General features: G+C 64.8%; 24 protein-coding genes. 13 read left to right on the top strand and 11 right to left on the bottom strand.

The annotated features are described in order from the left end of the window. Position 1: 1 nt before the first annotated feature. Both J3E61_RS06085 and fadD3 read right to left on the bottom strand, forming a co-directional pair. Positions 2-1,126 carry an acyl-CoA dehydrogenase family protein gene (locus J3E61_RS06085; protein WP_192724370.1) on the bottom strand — a complete coding sequence of 375 codons (1,125 nt, stop codon included), beginning with the start codon at positions 1,124-1,126 and terminating at the stop codon, positions 2-4. Continuing rightward, positions 1,126-2,646: a 3-((3aS,4S,7aS)-7a-methyl-1,5-dioxo-octahydro-1H-inden-4-yl)propanoate--CoA ligase FadD3 gene (fadD3, locus tag J3E61_RS06080; protein WP_210082949.1), complete on the bottom strand. Its 1,521-nt coding sequence runs from the start codon at positions 2,644-2,646 to the stop codon at positions 1,126-1,128. Before fadD3 ends, J3E61_RS06085 begins: the two co-directional genes overlap by 1 nt. 47 nt (positions 2,647-2,693) lie before the next feature. Between fadD3 and J3E61_RS06075 the strand changes: the two genes are divergently transcribed. From J3E61_RS06075 to J3E61_RS06060, 4 genes are all read left to right on the top strand, one after another. Further along, positions 2,694-3,842, top strand: coding sequence for an acyl-CoA dehydrogenase family protein (locus tag J3E61_RS06075; protein ID WP_210082948.1), 1,149 nt, complete (start codon positions 2,694-2,696; stop codon positions 3,840-3,842). Beyond that, positions 3,842-4,630, top strand: a complete 789-nt coding sequence (locus tag J3E61_RS06070; RefSeq protein WP_192724367.1) for an SDR family oxidoreductase — start codon at positions 3,842-3,844, stop codon at positions 4,628-4,630. The genes J3E61_RS06075 and J3E61_RS06070 overlap by 1 nt, the downstream gene beginning before the upstream one ends. Positions 4,631-4,711: 81 nt before the next feature. Then, on the top strand, positions 4,712-5,314 hold the full coding sequence (gene kstR2, locus J3E61_RS06065) for a TetR family transcriptional regulator KstR2 (RefSeq protein WP_210082947.1): 603 nt from the start codon (positions 4,712-4,714) through the stop codon (positions 5,312-5,314). Next, positions 5,307-6,455, top strand: a complete 1,149-nt coding sequence (locus J3E61_RS06060; protein WP_210082946.1) for an acetyl-CoA C-acetyltransferase — start codon at positions 5,307-5,309, stop codon at positions 6,453-6,455. The genes kstR2 and J3E61_RS06060 overlap by 8 nt, the downstream gene beginning before the upstream one ends. 86 nt (positions 6,456-6,541) lie before the next feature. On the opposite strand, the gene J3E61_RS06055 is transcribed toward J3E61_RS06060, so the two are convergent. Genes J3E61_RS06055 through J3E61_RS06035 form a run of 5 tightly spaced genes read right to left on the bottom strand, consistent with a single transcriptional unit; the run spans position 6,542 to position 11,125 of the window. Beyond that, entirely contained in the window at positions 6,542-7,657 is a 1,116-nt protein-coding gene (locus J3E61_RS06055; RefSeq protein ID WP_192724363.1) for an NDMA-dependent alcohol dehydrogenase, read from the bottom strand. 36 nt (positions 7,658-7,693) lie between these two features. Beyond that, positions 7,694-8,755 (bottom strand): nitronate monooxygenase, encoded by a 1,062-nt coding sequence (locus tag J3E61_RS06050; protein WP_210082945.1) that lies wholly within the window; start codon positions 8,753-8,755, stop codon positions 7,694-7,696. Continuing rightward, positions 8,752-9,495, bottom strand: a complete 744-nt coding sequence (locus J3E61_RS06045) for a CoA-transferase (protein ID WP_192724361.1) — start codon at positions 9,493-9,495, stop codon at positions 8,752-8,754. Before J3E61_RS06045 ends, J3E61_RS06050 begins: the two co-directional genes overlap by 4 nt. Next, positions 9,495-10,370 (bottom strand): CoA transferase subunit A, encoded by an 876-nt coding sequence (locus J3E61_RS06040; protein WP_210082944.1) that lies wholly within the window; start codon positions 10,368-10,370, stop codon positions 9,495-9,497. Before J3E61_RS06040 ends, J3E61_RS06045 begins: the two co-directional genes overlap by 1 nt. Continuing rightward, on the bottom strand, positions 10,367-11,125 hold the full coding sequence (locus tag J3E61_RS06035; protein WP_192724359.1) for an enoyl-CoA hydratase family protein: 759 nt from the start codon (positions 11,123-11,125) through the stop codon (positions 10,367-10,369). The genes J3E61_RS06040 and J3E61_RS06035 overlap by 4 nt, the downstream gene beginning before the upstream one ends. 54 nt (positions 11,126-11,179) lie before the next feature. Here J3E61_RS06035 and J3E61_RS06030 point away from each other — a divergent pair, with 54 nt between their 5' ends. Together J3E61_RS06030 and J3E61_RS06025 are read left to right on the top strand one after the other, a co-directional pair. After that, positions 11,180-11,950, top strand: coding sequence for an SDR family oxidoreductase (locus J3E61_RS06030; protein WP_210082943.1), 771 nt, complete (start codon positions 11,180-11,182; stop codon positions 11,948-11,950). 13 nt (positions 11,951-11,963) lie between these two features. Further along, positions 11,964-12,869 carry an SDR family oxidoreductase gene (locus tag J3E61_RS06025; protein WP_210082942.1) on the top strand — a complete coding sequence of 302 codons (906 nt, stop codon included), beginning with the start codon at positions 11,964-11,966 and terminating at the stop codon, positions 12,867-12,869. A gap of 152 nt (positions 12,870-13,021) precedes the next feature. On the opposite strand, the gene J3E61_RS06020 is transcribed toward J3E61_RS06025, so the two are convergent. From J3E61_RS06020 to J3E61_RS06005, 4 genes are read right to left on the bottom strand one after another with little or no spacing between them, the layout of a single operon-like run. Further along, complete coding sequence (locus tag J3E61_RS06020; RefSeq protein ID WP_210082941.1) at positions 13,022-13,750, bottom strand: hypothetical protein; 729 nt, start codon at positions 13,748-13,750, stop codon at positions 13,022-13,024. Further along, positions 13,747-14,199 carry a nitroreductase family deazaflavin-dependent oxidoreductase gene (locus J3E61_RS06015; RefSeq protein WP_210082940.1) on the bottom strand — a complete coding sequence of 151 codons (453 nt, stop codon included), beginning with the start codon at positions 14,197-14,199 and terminating at the stop codon, positions 13,747-13,749. The genes J3E61_RS06020 and J3E61_RS06015 overlap by 4 nt, the downstream gene beginning before the upstream one ends. 9 nt (positions 14,200-14,208) lie before the next feature. Further along, positions 14,209-14,583 carry a hypothetical protein gene (locus J3E61_RS06010; RefSeq protein WP_192724354.1) on the bottom strand — a complete coding sequence of 125 codons (375 nt, stop codon included), beginning with the start codon at positions 14,581-14,583 and terminating at the stop codon, positions 14,209-14,211. Next, a complete protein-coding gene (locus J3E61_RS06005) occupies positions 14,583-15,746 on the bottom strand; it encodes a steroid 3-ketoacyl-CoA thiolase (RefSeq protein WP_192724353.1) in 1,164 nt (387 codons plus the stop codon). The genes J3E61_RS06010 and J3E61_RS06005 overlap by 1 nt, the downstream gene beginning before the upstream one ends. A 120-nt stretch (positions 15,747-15,866) precedes the next feature. On the opposite strand from J3E61_RS06005, the gene J3E61_RS06000 reads away from it, so the two are divergent. Genes J3E61_RS06000 through J3E61_RS05970 form a run of 7 tightly spaced genes read left to right on the top strand, consistent with a single transcriptional unit; the run spans position 15,867 to position 22,657 of the window. Continuing rightward, positions 15,867-17,114 (top strand): cytochrome P450, encoded by a 1,248-nt coding sequence (locus J3E61_RS06000; protein ID WP_192724352.1) that lies wholly within the window; start codon positions 15,867-15,869, stop codon positions 17,112-17,114. A 27-nt stretch (positions 17,115-17,141) separates the two neighbouring features. Then, positions 17,142-18,140: an acyl-CoA/acyl-ACP dehydrogenase gene (locus J3E61_RS05995; protein ID WP_210082939.1), complete on the top strand. Its 999-nt coding sequence runs from the start codon at positions 17,142-17,144 to the stop codon at positions 18,138-18,140. Continuing rightward, positions 18,140-19,303 (top strand): acyl-CoA dehydrogenase family protein, encoded by a 1,164-nt coding sequence (locus tag J3E61_RS05990; RefSeq protein ID WP_210082938.1) that lies wholly within the window; start codon positions 18,140-18,142, stop codon positions 19,301-19,303. Before J3E61_RS05995 ends, J3E61_RS05990 begins: the two co-directional genes overlap by 1 nt. Continuing rightward, positions 19,300-20,268 carry an OB-fold domain-containing protein gene (locus J3E61_RS05985; RefSeq protein WP_192724349.1) on the top strand — a complete coding sequence of 323 codons (969 nt, stop codon included), beginning with the start codon at positions 19,300-19,302 and terminating at the stop codon, positions 20,266-20,268. The genes J3E61_RS05990 and J3E61_RS05985 overlap by 4 nt, the downstream gene beginning before the upstream one ends. After that, the gene (locus tag J3E61_RS05980; RefSeq protein ID WP_192724348.1) at positions 20,265-20,666 is read left to right on the top strand and encodes a MaoC family dehydratase; all 402 of its coding nucleotides are present in this window, start codon (positions 20,265-20,267) and stop codon (positions 20,664-20,666) included. The genes J3E61_RS05985 and J3E61_RS05980 overlap by 4 nt, the downstream gene beginning before the upstream one ends. Continuing rightward, positions 20,666-21,832 (top strand): lipid-transfer protein, encoded by a 1,167-nt coding sequence (locus J3E61_RS05975; RefSeq protein WP_210082937.1) that lies wholly within the window; start codon positions 20,666-20,668, stop codon positions 21,830-21,832. The genes J3E61_RS05980 and J3E61_RS05975 overlap by 1 nt, the downstream gene beginning before the upstream one ends. A gap of 54 nt (positions 21,833-21,886) precedes the next feature. Beyond that, positions 21,887-22,657 (top strand): hypothetical protein, encoded by a 771-nt coding sequence (locus J3E61_RS05970; RefSeq protein ID WP_210082936.1) that lies wholly within the window; start codon positions 21,887-21,889, stop codon positions 22,655-22,657. Positions 22,658-23,311: the final 654 nt, after the last annotated feature.

Here is a 23,311-nt window from a genome sequence, read left to right as displayed (position 1 = left end):
ATTACTTCCGCGGTAGGCCCAGCAGGCGCTCGGCGATGATATTGCGCTGAATTTCGTTGGTACCCGCGTAGATCGGGCCGCCGAGCGCGAACAGCAGGCCATCGGTCCAGGAATCGACCAGCTCACCATCGGCGGCCTGCATGTCCAGCGCGGTCTGGTGCAGGGCAACATCGAGCTCGGACCAGAACACCTTGGTCACCGACGACTCGGCGCCGAGCTCGCCGCCCGCGGCCACACGCGTGACCGTCCCGAAGGTGTGTAGCCGGTACGCCTGCGCCTTGATCCACGCATCGGCGACACGGTCGGCGAACACCGGATCGGGATTGGCTTTCCATTGCTCGACAAGTCGTTCGGCCGGTGCAAGGAAGCGGGCCGGGCTGCGCAGCGACATGCCACGCTCATTGCTCGATGTGCTCATCGCCGCGCGCCAGCCGTCGTGCACGTCGCCGATCACGTCGTTGTCGGGCACGAACACGTCGTCGAGGAAGATCTCACCGAAGCCGGTGTCCCCGCCCAGCTGCGCAATCGGCCTGACGGTGATGCCGTCGGCCTTCAGGTCGAACATGAAATACGTCAGACCGCGGTGGCGCTCGGCAGCTGGATCCGAACGGAACAACCCGAATGCGCGCTCCCCGAACGGAGCCCGTGAACTCCAGATCTTCTGACCGTTCAGCAGCCAGCCGCCGTCGGTCTTTGTCGCGGTCGAACGCAGCGATGCCAGGTCGCTGCCCGACTCCGGCTCAGACCACGCCTGCGCCCAGATCTCCTCGCCGCTGGCCATTTTCGGCAGCACCCGATCGAGCTGTTCTTCGGTGCCGTGGGCGAATAGCGTCGGTGCGAGCATTGAGGTGCCGTTGGCGCTGGCCCGTCCCGGTGCGCCTGCGCGGAAGTACTCCTCTTCGTAGACCACCCATTGCAGAAGCGTGGCGTCACGACCGCCGTACTTCTCGGGCCACGTGATCACCGACAGTCCTGCATCGAAAAGCACCTTGTCCCAACGCCGATGCTGTTGAAAGCCCTCGGCGGTGTCGTACGACTTGGTGGGGAACGAGTCCCTGTTCGAGGCGAGGAATTCACGTACCTCGTTCTGGAACGCCAGTGTGGCGTCGTCAAAGTTCAGGTCCATCAGGCTCTTTCCCTTAACAGTGGTTTGACCACCTTGCCGCCCGGGTTCCTCGGCAGAACATCGAGGAATTCCACAGACTGCGGCGTCTTGAACTTCGCCAAATGCTCACGCGTGTAGGCGATTACCGTCTCTTCATCCAGCGATACACCCGGCTTGACCACGACGAACGCCTTACCAACCTCACCGAGGCGCTCATCCGGCACGCCGATGACCGCGGACTCGACGACGCCGTCCAACCTTGCCAGCACCTGCTCGACCTCGGCGGGGTACACGTTGAATCCACCGCTGATGTACATGTCCTTGAGGCGGTCGGTGATGCTGAGATTGCCTGCAGCGTCCAGCTTTCCGACGTCGCCGGTATGCAACCAGCCGTCGGCGTCGATCGCTGCGGCGGTCGCTTCGGGGTCGTCGAGGTAGCCCAACATGACGTTCGGGCCGCGCAGCAGCACCTCGTCGTGTTCGCCAATCCGGAGTTCGAAGTCCGCAATCGGTCGGCCGCACGTGGTGGCGACGGTGACGGGGTCGTCGCCGGCGCTGCACATGGTGCCGAACCCGTTGGCCTCGGTCAGCCCGTATGCAGTGAGCACGATGTCGAAGTCCAACTCCTTCTGCATGCGCTCGATCAGCACGACCGGCACCACCGCGGCGCCGGTGACCGCGAACCTCAGCGAGGACAGGTCGTAGTCGCCGCGCTTGGGATGGTCGAGAAGCACTTGGTAGATCGTCGGCGGCCCGGGCAGCACGGTGATCCGGTGTTCCTGCACCGACCGCATCGCGCCCTCGGGGTCGAATGTCAGCTGCGGAATCAGGGTGGCCCCGGTCTGCAGGCACGCGAGGATGCCGGCCTTGTATCCGAAGTTGTGGAAGAACGGGTTGATGCAGAGGTAGCGGTCATCGCTGGTGATCTGGCCGCACTGCGCCCACGCCGCCGAGCCGGCCAGCGATTGCCGGTGCGCACACAGCGCGCCCTTGCTGCGCCCGGTGGTGCCGGAGGTGAACAAGATGTCGGAGACGTCGTCGGGTGTCACGGCGGATGCCCTGGCATCGGCCGCCGGTAAGTCGGTGCCGCGGGCCATGAACTCATCCCAGGTCCCGTCGGCCTTCTCGACCGGGATTCGAACGATGTGGCGCAACGCGGGCAGCGCGGAGCGGTCCAGTGACGCGGCCTTGTCGGCGCCAAGGAACTCGCCGGACGCGAACAACAGCGGCGCCTCGGTTCGCGCCAGGATGTCGGTGGCCTCGCTGGCGGTGTAACGGGTGTTCAGCGGCACGAGGACTCCGCCGGCGTAGGTGGTGGCCAGGCATGCCACCACCCAATGCCAGGTGTTCGGCGACCAGATCGCGACCCGATCTCCGGCGCTGACGCCGAGGTCGACCATTGCCGCGGCGGCCCGGCGGACCTCGTCGCGCAGCTCGGCGTAGGTCAGCCGCCGATCTGGAGTGACCAGCGCGTCATGCTCGGAGAATTGGTCGGCAATCCGGTCCAGGACCTGCGGAATGGTCCTACGGTCGCTCCCCATGGATGCTCCTCTAACAAAGCAAGTGCTTGGTAGGTTAGCCTACAGGGGTGATAGAGGTCGAGGAGTTCAGGGCCGAGGTCCGTGACTGGCTCGCCGAGAACCTCGTCGGCGATTTCGCCGCGCTCAAGGGCCTAGGGGCGCCTGGCCGCGAGGACGAGGCGTTCGAGGAGCGACGCGCCTGGAACCAGCATCTGGCGGCCGCGGGCCTGACCTGCCTGGGCTGGCCGGTCGAGCACGGTGGCCGCGGCTTATCGGTCGCTCACCGCGTCGCTTTTTACGAGGAGTACGCCCGCGCGGACGCGCCCCACAAGGTCAATCACTTCGGTGAGGAACTGCTTGGCCCGACGCTGATCGCGTTCGGCACCGAGGAGCAGAAGAAGCGGTTCCTACCGAAGATCCTCGACGTCACCGAGCTGTGGTGCCAGGGCTACTCGGAACCCGGCGCGGGCAGTGACCTCGCCAACGTCTCGACGACAGCCGAGCTCGACGGCGATCAGTGGGTGATCAACGGCCAGAAGGTGTGGACGTCGATGGCGCACTTGTCGCAGTGGTGCTTCGTGGTGGCCAGAACCGAAAAGGGCTCGAAGCGACACGCCGGCTTGTCGTATCTGCTTGTGCCGCTTGATCAACCCGGTGTCGAGATCCGGCCGATCGTGCAGCTGACCGGCACCGCCGACTTCAACGAGGTGTTCTTCGACGACGCCCGCACCGACGCCGATCTGGTGGTCGGCGAGCCCGGCGACGGCTGGCGGGTCGCGATGGGGACGCTGACGTTCGAGCGTGGCGTGTCGACGCTTGGTCAGCAGATCCGTTATGCGCGTGAGCTTTCCAACTTGGTCGAGGAGGCCAAGCGCACCGGCGCCGATGAGGACCCGCTGATCCGGGAACGGCTGACACGATCGTGGGTGGGCCTGCAGACAATGCGGTCGTATGCGCTTGCGACCATGGATGTCGAGCAGCCGGGTCAAGACAACGTGTCGAAGCTGCTGTGGGCCAACTGGCATCGCGATCTCGGCGAGCTGGCGATGGACATCGTCGGCAAGGCCGGTCTGGTGGCCAAGGACGGCGAGTTCGACGTCTGGCAGCACCTGTACCTGTTCACCCGCGCGGACACCATCTACGGCGGGTCGAACGAGATCCAGCGCAACATCATCGCCGAGCGGGTGCTCGGCCTACCGCGTGAGGTGAAGGGCTAGTGACACTGGCGGAACCGCCGAAAGAGATTGAGGGACACGGACTTCTGACAGGCAAGGTGGTCGTCGTGACGGCCGCCGCAGGCACCGGCATCGGCTCGGCCGTCGCTCGCCGTGCACTGGCCGAAGGCGCCGACGTCGTCGTCTCCGACCACCACGAACGCCGGCTGGGGGATACGCGCGACCAGTTGACCGAGCTCGGGCTGGGCCGTGTTGAAAGCGTCGTCTGCGACGTGACATCAACGGCTCAGGTCGACGCATTGATCTCGTCGACCACCGCGCGAATGGGCCGCCTCGACGTCTTGGTCAACAACGCGGGCCTCGGCGGCACCACGCCCGTCGTCGACATGACCGACGAGGAATGGGACCGGGTGCTCAACGTGACCCTCACGTCGACGATGCGGGCCACCCGTGCGGCGCTGCGGTATTTCCGCGACGCCGATCACGGCGGCGTTATCGTCAACAACGCCAGCGTGCTCGGCTGGCGGGCGCAGCACTCGCAGTCGCACTATGCCGCGGCGAAGGCGGGTGTGATGGCGTTGACCCGATGCAGCGCAATCGAAGCCGTCGACTACGGCGTGCGCATCAACGCGGTATCGCCGAGCATCGCCAGGCATAAGTTCCTCGAGAAGACCAGCTCTGCAGATCTGCTCGACCGGCTCTCGGAGGGGGAGGCGTTCGGCCGCGCGGCGGAGCCGTGGGAGATCGCGGCCACCATCGCATTCCTGGCCAGCGATTACTCCAGTTATCTGACTGGCGAGGTCATCTCGGTGTCGAGTCAGCGGGCCTGACGCAGCGCTTTCTCCACGGGCATGCCGGGCTCAGGCTGCCCCGGTCTTACCTAGCAAGCGCTTGGTTGCTATCCTGTCGGAGTGGATAAGGCGCTTCCGAGCCGCCGCGACGAGCTCTTAGACCTCGCGGCGACGATGTTCGCCGAGCGGGGGTTGCGCGCGACCACCGTGCGCGACATCGCCGACTCGGCGGGCATCCTTTCCGGCAGCCTGTATCACCACTTCAAGTCCAAGGAGCAGATGGTTGAGGAGGTCCTGCGGGACTTTCTGGACTGGCTGTTCGACCGGTACGCCGAGATCGTCGCACGCGAAACCGATCCGCTGGAGCGCGTGAAGGGCCTCTTCATGACCTCGTTCGAGGCGATCGAACACCGGCATGCGCAGGTCGTCATCTATCAGGACGAGGCCAAACGACTGTCCTCGCTTCCGCAGTTCGAGTTTGTCGAGACCCGCAATCGCGAGCAGCGCAGGATGTGGGTGGATGTGCTCAAGCAGGGCGTCGCCGAGGGCCGCTTCCGGCCCGACATCGACGTCGACCTGGTCTATCGATTCATCCGCGACACGACGTGGGTTTCGGTCCGCTGGTATCAACCCGGCGGATCACTGACGGCCGAACAAGTCGGCCAGCAGTATCTGAGCATCGTGCTTGGCGGCATTACCAAAGAAGGAGCTCCAAATGGCTGAGGCGTACGTCATCGAAGCTGTGCGCACCGCGGTCGGCAAGCGCAATGGCTCGCTCGCCGGTGTGCATCCCGTCGACCTCGGCGCGGCCGGGTGGCGCGGACTCTTCGACCGGGTGGACGTCGATCCCGCCGCGGTCGACGACGTGATCGCCGGCTGCGTCGACGCGATCGGCGCGCAGGCGGGCAACATCGCGCGGCTGTCGTGGCTGGCGGCCGGGTACCCGGAGGAGGTGCCTGGCGTCACCGTGGACCGGCAATGTGGTTCCAGCCAGCAGGCAGTGTCCTTCGGTGCGCAGGCCATCATGTCGGGCACTGCCGACTTGATCGTCGCCGGCGGTATGCAGAACATGAGCCAGATCCCGATCAGCTCCGCGATGATCGTCGGCGAGCAGTTCGGATTCACTTCTCCCACAAACGAATCCAAGAGCTGGCTGCACCGCTACGGGGATCAGGAGATCTCGCAGTTTCGTGGTGCGGAGCTGATCGCCGAGAAGTGGGAGATCTCTCGCGAGGAGATGGAGGAGTTCTCGCTGGCCAGCCACCAGCGCGCGCAGGAGGCGATCCGGTCCGGCTACTTCGAGAACGAGATCATCCCGGTCGACGGTTTTGTCACTGACGAAGGCCCGCGCGACACCTCACTGGAGAAGATGGCGGGGCTGAAGACGTTGGTCGACGGCGGCCGCCTGACCGCCGCGATGGCCAGCCAGATTTCCGACGGCGCCAGCGCGGTGTTGCTCGCATCCGAGCAGGCCGTCAAGGACCACGGGTTGAAGCCACGCGCCCGCATCCACCACATCAGTGCCCGCGGCGCGGACCCCGTGTTCATGCTGACGGGGCCGATTCCCGCGACGCGCTACGCATTGGAGAAGACGGGCCTGTCGATGGACGACATCGACACCGTCGAGATCAACGAGGCGTTCGCCCCCGTCGTCATGGCGTGGATGAAGGAGCTCAAGGTCGACCACGCGAAGGTCAACCCCAGCGGCGGCGCCATCGCGCTCGGCCACCCGCTGGGTGCCACCGGCGCCAAGCTGTTCGCCACCATGCTGAATACGTTGGAGCGCACCGGCGGTCGCTACGGCTTGCAGACGATGTGCGAGGGCGGCGGCACCGCCAACGTCACCATCATCGAGCGGCTGTAGTCACTACGCCGAGCGACCGTGTCTGTGCACGACACGCCGCACTTTTGTGTACAAATGCGGTCGCTCGCGCGGAGTCGAGCACCCGCTCAGTGGTCGTGGAGGACCACGCCACGGATGTTGCGGCCGGCGAGCATGTCGTCATATCCGTCGTTGATGTCGGCGAGTTTGTACTCGGCCGTCACCGTCTCGTCCAGCAGTAGCTTGCCGTCCCGGTAGAGGTTGAGCAGCCGCGGGATATCGGCGCGCGGGTTGGCCTCGCCGTAGAGGCTGCCGAGCAGTCGCTTCTGGAACAGCGTCACGAACGTCATCGGCAACGTCGGCGTGACGTCGGCCATTGAGGCGATCGCCGTCATCACGACGGCACCGCCCTTGCGGATGATGTTGAACGCGTCGTTGAGCATCGCGCCCTCCAACACGCCCATGGTGAGCAGCGCTGAGTCCGCCATCACGCCGCGCGTCAGGTCGGTCACCAGTTCGGTCGCCTCGACGACAGAGGTGACGAAGTGTGTTGCGCCGAACTGAAAGGCCTTGTCCCGCTTGGTATCAACGATGTCGACCACCACGATGTGCTCGGCACCCGCGAGTCGAGCGCCCTGGATGGCGCCGCTGCCGATTCCGCCGCAACCAATCACCACGACGGTGTCGCCGGGACTGACCCCAGCACTGTTCACGGCAGACCCCCAGCCGGTCATCACGCCGCACCCCAACAAGCAGGCCCTGGCCAACGGCAGGTCGTCGTCGATCTTCACGACGGACGCCTCCGAGAGCGTGCCGTACTGCGAGAAGCTCCCGACGCCCGATAAAACTCCGACGTCCTGTCCCCGCACCTTGCGCCGGAATGTGCCGTCGGCCTGCACCCCGACCATGATCAGTGCGCCGAGGTCGCACAGGTTCTGGTGCCCGCTGGCGCACCAGCGACAGCGTCCGCATGCCGGCAGGAATGACGTCACCACGTGATCGCCCACCTTGAGGTCGCGCACGCCAGGGCCGACCTCCTGCACAATTCCTGCGCCCTCGTGTCCACCGATGATCGGCAGAGGGACGCCGGCGAAGTCGCCGGTGACCACGTGGTGATCTGAATGGCACAGGCCGGTCGCCTCGAATGAGATCAGGACTTCGCCCTCTTTCGGCCCATCAAGCTCGACCTCTTCGACGCTCCACTTCTCGTTGAGCCCCCACAACACAGCCGCGTTCGTCTTCATGGGCCGAGTGTAAGAAAAACCCAGACCCGATACGGGCTACTCGACGAAGGCGGCCGCGGCCTGTAGGTGTTTGACGGCGTCACTGACGATCGTGTCGACCAGTTCGGCACACGACGGCAGGTCGTCGAGAATGCCTGCGACCTGACCCGATGCCAGCACACCCGCGGTCGTATTGCCTTCGACAAGGCCGGCCTTCAGTAGCATCGGGGTGTTGGCCGCCATGACCACCTGCGCCCAGCTCAGTTCCTTGCCGTGGCGCATCTCCAGACCATCGCTGATCATCGACCGCCACGTCATGCCCGACATCTTCTTGAACTTCTGCGCGTTGCGCACCGCAGCCGTGAAACCCCTTACCCGCGAGCCACTCTCGAGCTTCTCGACCAGTCCGGTGCGAAGCACACGGTGCGGCATGCCGTCGACGCGCGTCGACACCACGGTGCCGTCCAGGCCTGCCTCGAGATACCGCTGCTTGACGGCGTCGGGCACGGTGGAGTCGGAGGTCAACAGGAAGCGCGTGCCCATCGCAACGCCCGCGGCGCCGTAGGACAGCGCCGCCGCCAAACCGCGGCCGTCGAAGAACCCGCCCGCCGCGACGACGGGAATGTCGACGGCGTCGAGCACCGACGGAAGTAGCAGCGTGGTCGCGATCGGACCGGTGTGCCCACCGCCCTCGCCGCCCTGGACGATGACCGCGTCGGCACCCCAGCCTGCGACCTTCTTCGCATGCTTGGCCAGGCCGACAGACGGAATCACCACCACGCCAGCCTCTTTGAGCTTCGCGATCAGGTCAGGCTTGGGCGCCAGCGCGAAAGACGCGACCTTCACGCCCTCGCGGATCAGCAGATCTATGCGATCACCCGCATCGCCCGCGTCGGCGCGGATGTTGATACCGAACGGCTTGTCCGTCGTGGCCTTGACCTTGGTGACCGCCGTCTGCAGTTCCTCGAGGGTCATCGTCGCCGAGGCGAGGATGCCGAGGCCGCCTGCATTGGACGTCGCCGACACCAACCGCGCACCCGCCACCCAGCCCATCCCGGTCTGCACCACCGGATGCTCGATGCCGATCAGCTCGGTCAGTGGCGTGCGCAGCTTGCTCATCGTACTTCCTTGTCCCGCACCGACTTCGGATCGATCACATCGCGGATCAGCTTCAGCTCATCAGCGGTGGGGAGTCTTGTCGCCTCGGCCTTGTCCAGGTCGTGTACCTCGAACGAGGTGTTCTCGGCGACCTGATCGGCTTCCACACCCGGATGCAGCGACACCGCTCGCATCTGGTGATCCGGCCCGTTGAAGTCGAACACGCCGAGGTTGGTCACCACCCGGTAGACGTTGACGAAGCGGTACGCCGGATTGTCCGGGTCCACCTTGTCCCAGCCGATGCCGGAGACCACGTCGACGGAGTCGCCGAACACCCGCTTGGAATGGTTGCCGACCCAATAGCTGGTCGCGTGGTTGATCGTGTTGCCCGGGGCGCCACGCACCCCGAACATCTGCCGGGTCGGGTGCTGCAGCGGGCCGAACGCTGACAGATTCTGGTTGCCGTAACGGTCAATCTGGTTGGCGCCCATGACAACATGGCGACGACCCCAGGCCAGCGTCTCGAATACGCGGCCGAACGGCATCCAGCCTTCGATCGCTCCGACCACACCAATCGCGGGCGTGTCGGCGAGCAGTCGGGCCTCACCGTCGGTGAGCAGGATGTCGGGGGAGAACGTCAGCCGGGCCAACCGGGCGCCGATCGACACCATGTTCGCCATCGGGCTGACCATGATCTCGCCGGCATCGCGGAACAGTTCGGCGCATGCGACGGCACAGACCTCGGCTCGGGTCGTCGACATCACTTCGTCTCTCCAAACTTCCGTACGGCCGCCTGGTAATCGGCCTCGCTGCCAGACAGATATGTCGCCACGAATTCTTGCCACGTCTCGTCGGACCCAGCCGCCTCGGCGTAGTGGCGCTGGAACTTCTCGTCACGCCGATAATCCGGTTCGGCGGTGGTGAAGTGGGCTCCGTTGGGCGCCTCGACTACGCAATCCACCATCATCCGGTTGATCAACAGCGCCTGCGGCGGTACGCCTTTGACCAATTCCTCGGTGGGCACCACCTTTTCCACCGACAGGTACCGCCGGTCGGCGGCCATCAGGTACAGGTCGTCGAAGTACGGGTCGATGCCGGTGTAGGCGGCGTTGCCTTGCGCGTCACCGAGATTCATGTGCACGAACGCGGCATCGAGCCGCAGCGCAGGCATCGCGACGAGCTCCTCGAAACCGCCATCGGTGGGGTATGGCGACTTGACCGTCTTCAGTTCGTCACCCCAGAAGGCGCGCACATCGCTGCCGAGGCCGGCGCGGATGGGCAGGAACGGCAACCGCTGCGCGGCGGCCTGCAGCCCGCACCGCAACATGCCCTCGTCCATCTCGCGCGACTCGATCGCACCGCTGGTACGGGCCTTGGAGAACCACGGGTCGTAGAACGGCGGTGAATCCAGCGATACAAAACCGTAGTAGACGCGCTTCACCTTGCCGGCCGAGCACAGCAGCCCGAGGTCGGGTCCGCCGTACGTGACAACGGTCAAGTCCTTCACTGAAGTACGCAGCAGCGCGCGTACGAACGCCATCGGCTTGCGACGTGAACCCCAGCCGCCGATGCCGATCGTCATACCGCTTTCGACCGAGGCGACGGCCTCGTCCAATGTGGTCCGCTTGTCGCTCACGCCTTCTTGCCCTTCGCCGTCCCTGCGAAGGCGTCGCGGTGTTCGTCCGCCACGCCAGCCAGATTCAATTCGAACGTAAAGCCTTGTTCCATGCGGTAACTGGAGTTGACCTTCTGCACATCGATCAGGTTCAGCGCTTCCTTGGCGGCGCGGATCACCCGGGTGTCCTTGGCCGCGATGTCGCGTGCGACCCGCAGGGCGGCCTCGTCCAACTCCGCGCGAGGCACCACTTCGTGCACCGATCCGAAGTGATGCAGCGTCGCTGCGTCGACGGTGGCTGCGGTGAAGAACAGCCTGCGCATCATGTGCTGGGGTACCAGGCGCGACAGGTGGGTGGCCGCGCCCAAAGCGCCCCGTTCCACCTCGGGCAGGCCGAACTTCGCGTCGTCGGAGGCGACGATCACGTCGGCGTTGCCGACAAGGCCGATGCCGCCGCCGACGCAGAAGCCGTTGACGGCGGCGACCACCGGAACCGCGCATTCATAGACCGCGCGGAACGCCGCATAGCATCCGCGGTTGGCGTCGATGAGCGCGGTGAAGCCCTCGGTGTTCTGCATTTCCTTGATGTCGACGCCGGCGTTGAAGCCCCGTCCCTCGGCGCGGAGGATCACGACGTGGGTCGTGGGGTCCGCCCCCGCCTTGGTGATGACGTCGCCGAGTTCGAACCAGCCCTGCGACGGGATCGCGTTGACCGGCGGGTAGTCGACGGTGACCGAGACGATGCCCGGCTCAGTGGTCGTGGAGGTGATTGGCATTGCACTTCCTGGGGGTCGGTACCTAAGCAAGCACTTGCTTGGTACGCTAGCACAGTGACCGACGCCGCTGACATCAACCTCGGGCTCAAGGACAGGGTGGTCCTGGTGACCGGAGGGGTCCGCGGCGTCGGCGCCGGCATCAGCGCCGTTTTCGCCGATCAGGGCGCCACGGTGGTGACCTGCGCACGCCGCGCGGTCGAGGGGCTGCCGTATGAGTTCCACTCCTGCGACGTGCGCGACGACGATGCCGTCGCCGCAATGATCGGCGCCATCGCCGAGCGCCACGGGCGACTCGACGTCGTCATCAACAACGCGGGCGGCTCGCCGTACGTGCTCACGGCGGACGCCAGTGCGAAGTTCAGCCGAAAGATCATCGAGCTCAACCTGCTGGGTCCGCTCTCGGTGTCACAGCACGCGAACGCTGTGATGCAGACGCAGGAGCGTGGCGGGTCGATCGTGAACGTCGCCAGCGTCAGCGGACGTCGGCCGACGCCAGGGACGGCGCCGTACGGTGCCGCCAAGGCCGGTGTCGAAAGCCTCACCAGCACACTGGCTGTCGAGTGGGCACCGAAGGTCAGGGTCAACTCCGTGGTCGTCGGCATGGTCGAGACCGAACAATCCGAATTGTTCTACGGCGACGAAGAGTCCATCGCGGCCATCTCGAAGAATGTGCCGCTCGGCAGGCTCGCCAAGCCTGCCGATGTCGGTTGGGCCGCAGCGTTTCTCGCGTCGGACGCCGCGTCTTACATCAGTGGTGCGAGCCTCGAGGTACACGGCGGCGGTGAGCCGCCGCCCTACCTGGCCACAACGAACGCAATCAGTTAAGGAGACATCGGATATGGGTTTGCTCGACGGCCGGGTGGTCATCGTGACAGGTGCCGGTGGCGGCATCGGGCGCGCGCACGCGCTGGCGTTCGCCGCGGAGGGCGCACGCGTTGTGGTCAACGACATCGGCGTTGGCTTGGACGGTTCACCCGCTGGCGGCGGCAGCGCTGCACAGGGTGTCGTCGACGAGATCACCGCCGCCGGAGGCGAAGCCGTCACCAGTGGGGCGAACGTCGCCGACTGGGCGCAAGCCGAAGGCCTGATCCAGACGGCGGTCGACAGCTTCGGTGGCCTGGACGTTCTGGTCAACAACGCCGGGATCGTTCGCGACAGAATGTTCGCGAACACCAGCGAGGAAGAATTCGACGCGGTCATCGCCGTACATCTCAAGGGCCACTTCGCGACCATGCGCCATGCCGCGGCCTATTGGCGTGCACAGTCGAAGGCGGGCAACGCCGTCGATGCACGCATCATCAACACCAGCTCCGGCGCGGGCCTGCAAGGCAGTGTGGGACAAGCGAATTACAGCGCGGCGAAGGCTGGCATCGCGGCGATGACGCTGGTGGCAGCCGCCGAGATGGGGCGCTACGGCGTCACCGTCAATGCGATCGCGCCGTCGGCGCGCACCCGCATGACCGAGACGGTGTTCGCCGAGATGATGTCGACGCAGGACAACGACTTCGATGCGATGGGGCCGGAAAACATTTCACCGCTTGTGGTTTGGCTGGGCAGCGTCGAGTCGAGGGACGTCACTGGCAGGATGTTCGAGGTCGAGGGTGGCATTGTCCGGGTCGCCGAGGGTTGGGCGCACGGACCACAGATCGACAAGGGCGCCCGGTGGGACCCCGCCGAACTCGGCCCGGTGGTCAAGGATCTGCTGGCCAAGGCTCGTCCGCCGGTTCCGGTCTACGGCGCCTAGGCCTCGAGATTGCAGTTCTCGCGTTGGCTTCTCGCACTCTCGCCCGACAACTGCGGTTTCGACGCGGACCGATACTAGGACCCATTGGTCCGCTGGTAGACCCAGATGTGAGCGCGCACGAAGTATTTCAGCAGCAGCTCTGCCATGTCGACCTACTTCTTGAGCCGACGGCTGCCGCCGTGCCAATCCTCTTGTTTCCCAACCGAATCGGTATCGACGCCGAAGCTCGCCAGCTGGGGCCGCTCACGCAGACTGCGCTTCATCTCGGCGAACCCGGGGAAGCTCGCCAGCGCGATGACATGGTCCCACAGTTCACCGGCGTCATCGGCCGACGGCAGCCTGCTGATCACCGGTCCGAAGAACGCCGTGCCGTCGGGAGGTTGGAAGTGCAGGATCGGGGTGCCGACATCGCGTCCCGTCAGTGCGAGCGCCTCGTCCGTCTCCGCGCGGATCTGCTCGTCCAGCGAGGTATCCTCAAGCGCGTCAACGAATTCGGCGGATAGGCCGACCTGCTGCAGCAACGGCTCCAGCATTTGGCGCGAACCTTGACCCGATGCCGACAACGGATCGACCTCGCGTGACGTGTCGAAGATCCTGGTGCCCATCGCCTCGTAGAGGGGCCCGACCGCGTCGCGTCCCTGCTCTGCACGCACGCGTGCGGCGACCCGCAACAGCCGCAATCCGGCGGTGTGTCCCTCCTCGTACTCAGGAGGGAAGTGCGTCGCATAGTCGATGTGTGCGTTGAGTATCCGCAATGAGATGAAGCGCCAATCCACCGTGTAGTCGCGCTGGGCGGCAACGGTGCGCACCCACTTGCTGGTCATCCAGGCAAACGGGCAGACCGGATCGAAGTAGAAGTGGAGGTCGTAACCTGTTGTCACGGTTCGCAAACCACGAGCGGAATTACCCGGTCGGTCCAGGACTTGTAATCCTCAATCGTCGGATATACCTGGGCCAGTTCCTGCCAATAGCGTTCGCGCTCTTGCTCGTTGGCGTCGCGGGCGGTCAGGTGAAACGTATCCTTCTTGATCTGAACCTGCACCTTCGGGTTGGCCTTCAGATTGAGGTACCACATCGGGTGTTTGTCGCTGCCGCCCCTTGACGCCGGCACGATGACCTTGTCCCCGTCGCGGATATACAGCAGCGGCGCTACCCGGGGCTGACCCGTCTTTCGGCCGATCGTTGTCAGCAGTGCGACGGGTGCCTTCTGAACGGTGCCGCCGAGCCTGCCGCCGGTCACCTTGTAGATCCACGTGTTACCGCGTGACATCCACTTGATGAACGAGTCGGCGAACGGTGAGTTCAGGTTACGTGGCGGCGGCTTTGGCATGGCTCGATCCTAGGACGTCAGGAAGGGCCGAACGACCGCCGTGATGTGATGGATTGCGCCGTCGGAGGCAGGTATGAGGAAGGTTTCGTCGATGTGTGCGCCGACCCGTCGGCCGGCGATTGACGGCTTGGTCACCAGATCGAATTTGGCGCGCACGACGTCGCCCTCGATCGTGAACTCGGGCACCGACGTGTCTCGAATGATTCGATACTGCGGTCCGCCGTTCAGGCTGCGGCGCAAGTGATCTCCCGAGAATCCGGTCTTGACGCCGAACTCGATGCGGGTGCATCCGGGCGCGAACGGAACCTTGTCGGCGTCGTGGCTGACCAGCGCGTCGATGTACGCCTGCGCCGCGGCGATCCGTTCGTCGTCGGAAGCCGGCATCAGATTCGCTCGATGATCGTTCCGGTGGACAGCGCGCCGCCGGCGCACATCGTGATCAGCGCCGTGGTCTTGTCGGTGCGCTCCAGCTCGTGCAGCGCGGTGGTGATCAGCCTGCTGCCGGTGCTGCCGACGGGGTGACCGAGCGCGATCGCGCCGCCGTTGACGTTCACCTTGTCCATGTCGGGGTTGTGGACGCGCGCCCACGACAGCACGACGGACGCGAACGCCTCGTTGATCTCCGTGATGTCGATGTCACCCATCTTCATCCCGGCCTTCTCCAGCACCTTCGCCGTCGACTGCACCGGACCGTCGAGGTGGTAGTAGGGCTCCGCTCCGACCAGCGCCTGGCTGATGATCCGGGCCCGCGGCCGCAGGCCGAGCGCCTTGGCCTTGTCCTCGTCCATCCACAGCACCGCAGCGGCGCCGTCGGAGATCTGCGACGACGTCCCCGCCGTATGGATGCCGTCCTCGATGACCGGCTTCAACGATGCCAAGCCCTCCAGCGTGGTGTCCCGCAGGCCCTGATCGCGCGTGACGACGTGGCGCTCCGAGGTCGGCTGCTTGTTCTCGTCGAGCACCGGGGCCTCGATGCCGCTGATCTCGCGGTCGAACCGGCCCTCGGCCCAAGCCTCCTTGGCCTTGCGCTGCGAGTCGAAACCGAACTGGTCGATGTCCTCGCGGGTGATGCCGCGGCGCTTGGCGATCCGCTCGGCGGCGGTGAACTGGTCGGGCAGGTCGATGTCCCACGAAGCCGGCCGCAGGATGCCACGGTCCGGACCCGCGTTGGCGCCGAGGCCGACGCGGCTCATCGCCTCGATGCCGCAGGCGATGCCGATGTCGATGGCGCCCGCAGCGATCAGCCCGGCGACCAAGCCGTTGGCCTGCTGGCCGCTGCCGCACTGGCAGTCCACCGTCATCGCACCCACGTGCTCCGGCAGCCCGGCGACCAGCCAGCTGACCCGGGTGATGTTGTTGGACTGCTCACCGAACTGCGTGACGCAGCCGCCGATGACCTGCTCCACGTCGCCGGCATCGATGCCGGCCTTCTCGACCAGTGCCCTCTGCGTGGCGCCCAGCAACTCGGTGGCGTGCAGGCCTGACAGCCATCCGTTCCGCTTGCCGATGGGGCTGCGGGTGGCTTCAACGATGACAGGGTTACCCATTCCGTCAGGCTAGAACACGTTTCATTACTCTGACAAGCGAGGATGGTGACCTGCCTTTTATCTGCGCAGAAGCCATGTTTTACTGGCACTAGAACACGTTGCAATTGAGGAGAGCTTTATATGCCCTGCCCCATCTCAGCCGACTTCGATTTCCTCGACGCCGAGCTCAATCGAGCGGGTCTGCCCGTCGCCGAACTCGCCGAGCTGCGCAAGTCCGAGCCGGTCCACTGGGTCGATGTTCCCGGTGGCACTGGTGGGTTCGGAGACAAAGGGTACTGGCTGGTTACCAAGCACGCCGACGTCAAGGAGGTCTCGAAACGCAACGAGATCTTCGGTAGCTCGCCCGATGGCGCCATCCCCGTCTGGCCCCAGGAGATGACGCGCGACGCCATCGACTTGCAGCGCAGCGTGCTGCTCAACATGGATGCACCGCAGCACACCCGGCTGCGCAAGATCATTTCCCGTGGCTTCACGCCCCGCGCTGTGGGGCGGCTGGAGGATGAGCTGCGGATCCGCGCTCAGAAGATCGCCGAGACGGCCGCCTCGCAAGAATCCGGCGACTTCGTCGAGCAGGTGTCGTGCGAGCTGCCGCTGCAGGCCATCGCCGGGCTGCTCGGCGTGCCGCAGGACGACCGCGACAAGCTGTTCCGCTGGTCGAATGAGATGACTGCCGGCGAGGACCCGGAGTACGCGCACATCGACCCGGCGATGTCGTCGATCGAGCTCATTCAGTACGCGATGCAGATGGCCGCGGAGCGCGCGAAGAATCCGACCGAGGACATCGTCACGCAACTGATCGAGGCCGACATCGAGGGCGAGAAGCTTTCCGACGACGAGTTCGGTTTCTTCGTGGTCATGCTGGCCGTGGCAGGCAACGAGACGACCCGCAACTCCATCACCCACGGCATGATCGGCTTCTCGCAAAACCCGGATCAGTGGGAGCTCTACAAGAAGGAGCGCCCGGAGACAGCGGCCGACGAGATCGTCCGGTGGGCCACCCCGGTTTCGGCGTTCCAGCGCACCGCGCTCGAGGACACCGAATTGGGTGGTGTGCAGATCAAGAAGGGGCAACGAGTGGTGATGTCCTACCGCTCGGCCAACTTCGACGAAGACGTGTTCGAGGAGCCGCACAAGTTCAACGTGCTGCGTAATCCCAATCCGCACGTCGGCTTCGGCGGCACGGGTGCGCACTACTGCATCGGCGCTAATCTCGCCAAGATGACCATCAACCTGATCTTCAATGCGATTGCAGATCACATGCCCGATCTCAAACCGATCGGTGAGCCCGAGCGGCTGAAATCAGGTTGGCTGAACGGCATCAAGCACTGGCAGGTGGATTACACCGGTAAGTGCCCGGTCTCTCACTAGAAACCACGCAACTCAAGGAGGAGTCGGGTGGATTTCACACCGAACCCGGAGCAGCAGGCTGTCGCCGACGTGGTGACGTCGGTGCTCGAACGCGACAACAGCTGGGATGCTCTGGTCGCAGGAGGCGTGACGGCGCTGGCCGTGCCGGAGCGGCTCGGCGGAGACGGCCTCGGTCTGTCGGAGGTCGCTACGGCCCTGACCGAGATCGGCAGGCACGGCACGACAGGCCCGGCGCTGGCGACCCTCGGCCTCGGTCTGGTGCCGTTGATCGACCTGGCTTCGCACGAGCAGCAGGATCGATACCTCGCAGGCGTCGCCAAGGGTGGTGTCGTCACGGCCGCGCTGAATGAGCCGGGTGCACCGCTGCCGGATCGGCCTGCGACGACGTTTTCGAACGGCAGACTCAACGGCACTAAAGTCGCGGTCGGCTATGCGGAGCAAGCGGATTGGATTCTGGTGACCGCCGACAACGCGGTGGTGGTGATCTCACCGAAGGCCGACGGCGTTGCGCTGGCGAAGTCGCCGACCTCCAACCACGGCGACGAGTACACCGTGACGTTCGCTGATGCCGAGGCCGACGGTGTGCTCGAGGGTGCGACCGTGCATCGCGTAAACCAGTTGGCGCTGGCGGCAATTGGTGCGTTCGCCTCCGGTGTGGTGGCGGGTGCGTTGCGGCTGACCGCCGACTATGTGGCCAACCGTCATCAGTTCGGCAAACCGCTGTCCACATTCCAGACTGTCGCCGCTCAGCTGGCCGAGGTGTACATCGCTTCGCGCACATTGACGTTGGCGGCGACGTCGGTCGTCTGGCGGCTGTCGGAAGGGCGCGACGCCGACGACGATCTGGACGTCCTCGGCTACTGGCTGGCCTCCCAGGCGCCGCCGGTGATGCAGATCTGTCATCACCTGCACGGCGGCATGGGCATGGACATCGACTACCCGATGGACCGCTACTACTCCACCATCAAGGACTTGACCAGGTTGGTTGGCGGCCCGTCGCATCGTCTCGATCTGGTGGGAGCGTAATGTTCATCGAACTGACGCCTGAGCAGCGGCAGCTGCAAGCCGAACTGCGGCAATACTTTTCGAACCTCATCTCCTCAGAGGAATACAAGGAGATGGAGGCCGACCGCCACGGCAAGGCCTATCGTGCCGTGATCAAGCGCATGGGTTCCGACGGCAAACTCGGTGTCGGCTGGCCCAAGGAGTTCGGCGGGTTGGGTTACGGACCGATCGAGCAGTCGATCTTCGTCAACGAAGCCCACCGCGCCGATGTGCCCCTGCCGGCCGTCACCCTGCAAACCGTGGGACCGACGCTGCAGGTGTTCGGCACCGAGGCGCAGAAGAAGAAGTTCCTGCCGGCCATCCTCTCCGGTGATGTGCACTTCGCGATCGGCTATACCGAGCCTGAGGCGGGCACCGACCTTGCGTCGTTGCGCACCAGCGCGGTTCGGCAAGGCGACGAGTACATCGTCAACGGGCAGAAGGTCTTCACCACCGGTGGGCATGACGCCGACTACATCTGGCTTGCGTGCCGCACAGATCCGGAAGCGGTCAAGCACAAGGGGATTTCGATTCTCATCGTGGACACGAAGGATCCCGGCTACTCGTGGACGCCGATGATCCTGTCCGACGGCGCGCACCACACCAATGCCACGTACTACAGCGACGTGCGGGTGCCCGCCGACATGCTCGTCGGTGAGGAGAACGGCGGCTGGCGGCTGATCACCACCCAGCTCAACAACGAACGCGTGATGCTGGGCCCCGCCGGCCGGTTCGCCGCGCTCTACGACCGAATCCATGCGTGGGCATCCAAGCCGGGCGGCAACGGCGACATCCCGCTCGACCACGACGACGTCAAACGCTCGCTGGGTGAACTAAAGGCCATGTGGCGGATCAACGAACTGCTCAACTGGCAGGTCGCTGCATCGGGCGAAACCATCGACATCGCCGATGCGGCAGCGACCAAAGTGTTTGGCACCGAACGCATCCAGTACGCGGGCCGGCTGGCCGAGGAGATCGTCGGAAAGTACGGCAACCCGGCAGAACCGGATACCGCCGAACTTCTGAAGTGGCTCGACAGCCAGACCAAGCGGAATCTGGTGATCACATTCGGCGGCGGAGTGAACGAGGTGATGCGCGAGATGATTGCGGCGTCGGGTCTGAAGGTACCGAGGGTTCCGAGATGAGTGCGGTCGAAGACATTCAGGCAGCCGCCGAAAAGGTCAAGGCGGAGGGCAAGAGCAAGCCGCGCGTCGGGCGCCATCCGGTCAACCAGCCGATGGTTGACCACTGGCTCGATGCGATGGGCGACAAGAACCCGATCTACGTCGACGACGATGCGGCCAGGGCCGCAGGCCATCCCGGCATCGTCGCGCCACCGGCGATGATCCAGGTGTGGACGATGGGTGGCCTCGGCGGCGGTCGTGCCGCCGATGACCCTCTGAGCAAGATCATGGATCTGTTCGACAACGCAGGTTACGTCGGCGTGGTCGCGACCAATTGCGAACAGACCTACCACCGCTATCTGCGGCCGGGCGAGGAAGTCAGCGTTTTGGCGGAGCTGACCGACGTGGTGGGCCCGAAGCGGACCGCACTTGGTGAAGGCTTCTTCATCACGCAGAAGATCACCTGGCAGGTCGGCGACGAGGACGTCGCCGAAATGATGTGGCGCATCATGAAATTCAGACCCGCCGAAAACGACTCGGCCGACAAGGCCGCAACTGTCCCCGATGACCTCGATGCCGCCTCGATGATGCGACCGGCATCATCGCGCGACACGAAGTTCTTCTGGGACGGCGTCAACGCCCACGAGTTGCGCATCCAAAAGAGGGCCGACGGCAGCCTGCAACACCCACCGGTACCTGCGATCTGGCAGGACAAGTCGGCTCCCATCGAATATCAGGTGGCCAGCGGCAAGGGCACGGTGTTCAGTTACGTCGTGCACCACGCCCCGAAGGTGCCCGGTCGCACGCTGCCCTTCGTCATCGCGCTCGTCGAACTCGAAGAAGGAGTGCGGATGCTCGGCGAGCTCCGCAACATAGACCCCGCGAAGGTGAAGATCGGATTGCCCGTTCGCGCAACATATATCGACTTCCCAGAGGGAGATGCGGGGCCCGCGTGGACGCTGTATGCATGGGAGCCCGACGCATGAGTTCACCAACAATCGAAGTCGGCACGAAGCTGCCCGAGCTGTCCCTCTACGGCGACCCGACGTTCATCGTGTCGACGGCGATCGCGACCCGCGATTACCAGGACGTGCACCACGACCGCGACAAGGCACAGGCCAAGGGGTCGAAGGACATCTTCGTCAACATCCTGACCGACACCGGGCTGGTGCAGCGTTACGTCACCGACTGGGCTGGGCCGAGTGCGGTCATCAAGTCGATATCGCTGCGACTCGGTGTGCCGTGGTACGCCTACGACACCGTGACCTTCAGGGGCGAGGTCACCGCGATCGACGGTGACCTGATAACGCTGAAAGTCGTTGGCAGCAACAGTCTCGGCGACCACGTGATCGCAACTTCGACACTGACGATTGGAGCTGCCTGATGCCGGGCCAGCTGTCCGGGAGGGCGGCGATCGTCGGCATCGGCGCCACCGACTTCTCGAAGAACTCCGGCCGCAGTGAGCTTCGGCTGGCGGCCGAGGCGGTGCTCGACGCATTGGACGACGCCGGGCTGACACCGTCTGACGTCGACGGCATGGTGACGTTCACGATGGACTCCAATACCGAGGTCGCCGTCTCGCGCGCGACAGGTATCGGGGAGCTGAAGTTCTTCTCCAAGATCCACCACGGTGGCGGCGCAGCCTGCGCGACGATTCAGCAGGCCGCGATCGCGGTGGCCACCGGCGTCGCGGATTGCGTTGTCGCATACCGTGCTTTCAACGAACGCTCGGGAACGCGGTTCGGTCAGGTGCAGATGCGGTTGGTGGAGAACGCCGACTCCACTGGCGTCGACAACTCGTTCTCGTATCCGCACGGCCTGTCCACCCCGGCGGCGCAGGTGGCGATGATCGCCCAGCGCTACATGCACCTGTCCGGCGCGACCAGCAGGGACTTCGGCGCGGTTTCGGTTGCCGACCGCAAACACGCGGCGAACAACCCGAAGGCCTACTTCTACGAGAAGCCGATCACCATTGAGGAACACCAGAATTCGCGGTGGATCGCCGAGCCGCTGCGCCTACTCGACTGCTGCCAGGAGACCGACGGTGCCGTCGCCATCGTCGTCACATCACCTGAGCGGGCGAAGGATCTCAAACACCGGCCGGTGATCATCGAGGCCGCGTCGCAGGGAGCGAGCCCCGACCAGTACTCGATGGTCAGCTACTACCGCCCGGAGCTAGGGCTGCCGGAAATGGGTCTCGTCGGCCGGCAGCTGTGGCAGCAGTCGGGCCTCAAGCCGACCGATATCCAGACCGCGATTCTCTATGACCACTTCACTCCGTTCACGCTGATTCAGTTGGAGGAGTTGGGATTCTGCGGTCAAGGTGAGGCCAAGGACTACATCGCCGACGGCGCGATCGAGATCGGCGGCAGGCTGCCGATCAACACTCACGGCGGCCAGTTGGGTGAGGCGTACATCCACGGGATGAACGGCATCGCCGAAGGGGTTCGCCAGCTTCGCGGTACATCCGTCAATCAGGTCGACGACGTCGAACACGTGTTGGTCACCGCGGGCACCGGCGTGCCGACCTCGGGGTTGATTCTGGGCTGATCCGGCGCCGCCGGTCTACTACCCTCAGTACCGCTGGACTCGCCGAAGCGATTCATGGGGGTTGTGCAAGTGCACCCGACAGAAGGCTCGTCGCCCGACGAACCCGACCCGGACGACGCGGACACCGGCCCACTGCAGGTGTCGAAGTCGGCGCAGGCCGACGACGACTGGAGGCCCACACCTGATACCTGGGCGGCCCGCTTCGACGCACCGTTGACGGTGAACCCACGGCAAGTGCAAGACAATCGCAAGCCGATTGTCTTCTTCAGCATCGTCGCGGTGGTGGTCATCGCCGTCGTGGGCGGTGTGATCTACTGGCTCGTGCGTCCCTCGTCTGACAATGCAGAGTCGTCGACCGCGAATCAGCAGACACCCAGCGCGCCCCCCTCAGACGAGCCAGACGCGCAAACGCAGGCGCTGATGCGGCTACTTCCGACCGGCTACCCGGCAGGCTCATGCACACCGGCCACCGCGCCCAAAAGTGTGCTCGCACAGGTGAAATGCGATACCAACTCCGACTTCGGCGGCCCGGCTACCGCGACCTACAGCCTGGTCAAGGACAGGGCCTCACTCGAGGCCACCTTCAACGACGTCATCCGAGCGTCGACCAGAGTCAACTGCCCCGGCAATATCCAGTCACCCGGGCCGTGGCGACGCAACGCGACCCCGGACAAAACCAGCGGGACCCTGTTCTGTGGTCTGGAAGGCGATCGTCCGACGATCGCGTGGACCGATGACGCTCGACTCGTGATGAGCTCGGTCCATGCGGGTCCCCGGGCCCCAACGTTCGACGAGTTGTACGCCTGGTGGTCTTCCCACTCCTGACTGCTCAGCGCGGCAGGCAATTGCACTAGCAATCAATCCATGTTGACGGCAGTGGGTAGCTCCAGCTTGAGTAACGTAGCCGTCAATCACGACGACATAGCCGAAATACCAGGTAATTGGTGGTTATTGCCCTGCTGGTGGTCAGCCGGATCGAGTCACCGCCGACACGGTTTCGCGTCGCTTGACCTCGTTTCTGGCAAACTATAGGGTGGTGTGATACACGCCACAAGCGGACACCAGGCCCGCGGGCGGAGGGAGCGACCGCAATGGCCGCTGGGCGATTGCAGTGCCAGTAGGCACTGGGGGGATTCAGTTGTGGGACGGTGAATTGACGTAATGGAGGATTCGGGGGGCGGCAAAGGCGTCGTCGTAGCTACGCAACCTAGGCATCGGGCTCAGGCGATGTGCTCGTGCGGATGGGTTGGCAGATCACGTCTGATGTTGTCGGCGGCGAAAGTGGACGCGTTCGTTCACGCATCGCGCCATGGGTGTGAACCGGGCATTCCGCTGGTTCAGTCGGAGGCCATCAATGTTGTCAAGCCGCCGGGCATTTTGACGGTCGAGTGCCCCGCGGGCTGCGGGGTCAGTTTGTCGGTCCCGGTAACGTTGGTCGACATTCCGTCGGTCAGCGACTCGGGGGACCTAGATGTTCGG

The sequence above is a fragment of the Mycobacterium sp. OAE908 genome (assembly GCF_017872775.1).
Taxonomy (GTDB): domain Bacteria; phylum Actinomycetota; class Actinomycetes; order Mycobacteriales; family Mycobacteriaceae; genus Mycobacterium.
This window is presented reverse-complemented; position numbering and strand designations above follow the sequence as displayed.

Excerpts from the sequence above, each read along its gene's own strand:
- J3E61_RS06085 (WP_192724370.1), bottom strand. The coding sequence starts at position 1,126 with ATGGACCTGAACTTTGACGACGCCACACTGGCGTTCCAGAACGAGGTA.
- fadD3 (WP_210082949.1), bottom strand. The coding sequence starts at position 2,646 with ATGGGGAGCGACCGTAGGACCATTCCGCAGGTCCTGGACCGGATTGCC.
- J3E61_RS06060 (WP_210082946.1), top strand. The coding sequence starts at position 5,307 with ATGGCTGAGGCGTACGTCATCGAAGCTGTGCGCACCGCGGTCGGCAAG.
- J3E61_RS06055 (WP_192724363.1), bottom strand. The coding sequence starts at position 7,657 with ATGAAGACGAACGCGGCTGTGTTGTGGGGGCTCAACGAGAAGTGGAGC.
- J3E61_RS06050 (WP_210082945.1), bottom strand. The coding sequence starts at position 8,755 with ATGAGCAAGCTGCGCACGCCACTGACCGAGCTGATCGGCATCGAGCAT.
- J3E61_RS06045 (WP_192724361.1), bottom strand. The coding sequence starts at position 9,495 with ATGTCGACGACCCGAGCCGAGGTCTGTGCCGTCGCATGCGCCGAACTG.
- J3E61_RS06035 (WP_192724359.1), bottom strand. The coding sequence starts at position 11,125 with ATGCCAATCACCTCCACGACCACTGAGCCGGGCATCGTCTCGGTCACC.
- J3E61_RS06025 (WP_210082942.1), top strand. The coding sequence starts at position 11,964 with ATGGGTTTGCTCGACGGCCGGGTGGTCATCGTGACAGGTGCCGGTGGC.
- J3E61_RS06015 (WP_210082940.1), bottom strand. The coding sequence starts at position 14,199 with ATGCCAAAGCCGCCGCCACGTAACCTGAACTCACCGTTCGCCGACTCG.
- J3E61_RS06010 (WP_192724354.1), bottom strand. The coding sequence starts at position 14,583 with ATGCCGGCTTCCGACGACGAACGGATCGCCGCGGCGCAGGCGTACATC.
- J3E61_RS06005 (WP_192724353.1), bottom strand. The coding sequence starts at position 15,746 with ATGGGTAACCCTGTCATCGTTGAAGCCACCCGCAGCCCCATCGGCAAG.
- J3E61_RS06000 (WP_192724352.1), top strand. The coding sequence starts at position 15,867 with ATGCCCTGCCCCATCTCAGCCGACTTCGATTTCCTCGACGCCGAGCTC.
- J3E61_RS05990 (WP_210082938.1), top strand. The coding sequence starts at position 18,140 with ATGTTCATCGAACTGACGCCTGAGCAGCGGCAGCTGCAAGCCGAACTG.
- J3E61_RS05985 (WP_192724349.1), top strand. The coding sequence starts at position 19,300 with ATGAGTGCGGTCGAAGACATTCAGGCAGCCGCCGAAAAGGTCAAGGCG.
- J3E61_RS05980 (WP_192724348.1), top strand. The coding sequence starts at position 20,265 with ATGAGTTCACCAACAATCGAAGTCGGCACGAAGCTGCCCGAGCTGTCC.
- J3E61_RS05975 (WP_210082937.1), top strand. The coding sequence starts at position 20,666 with ATGCCGGGCCAGCTGTCCGGGAGGGCGGCGATCGTCGGCATCGGCGCC.
- J3E61_RS05970 (WP_210082936.1), top strand. The coding sequence starts at position 21,887 with ATGGGGGTTGTGCAAGTGCACCCGACAGAAGGCTCGTCGCCCGACGAA.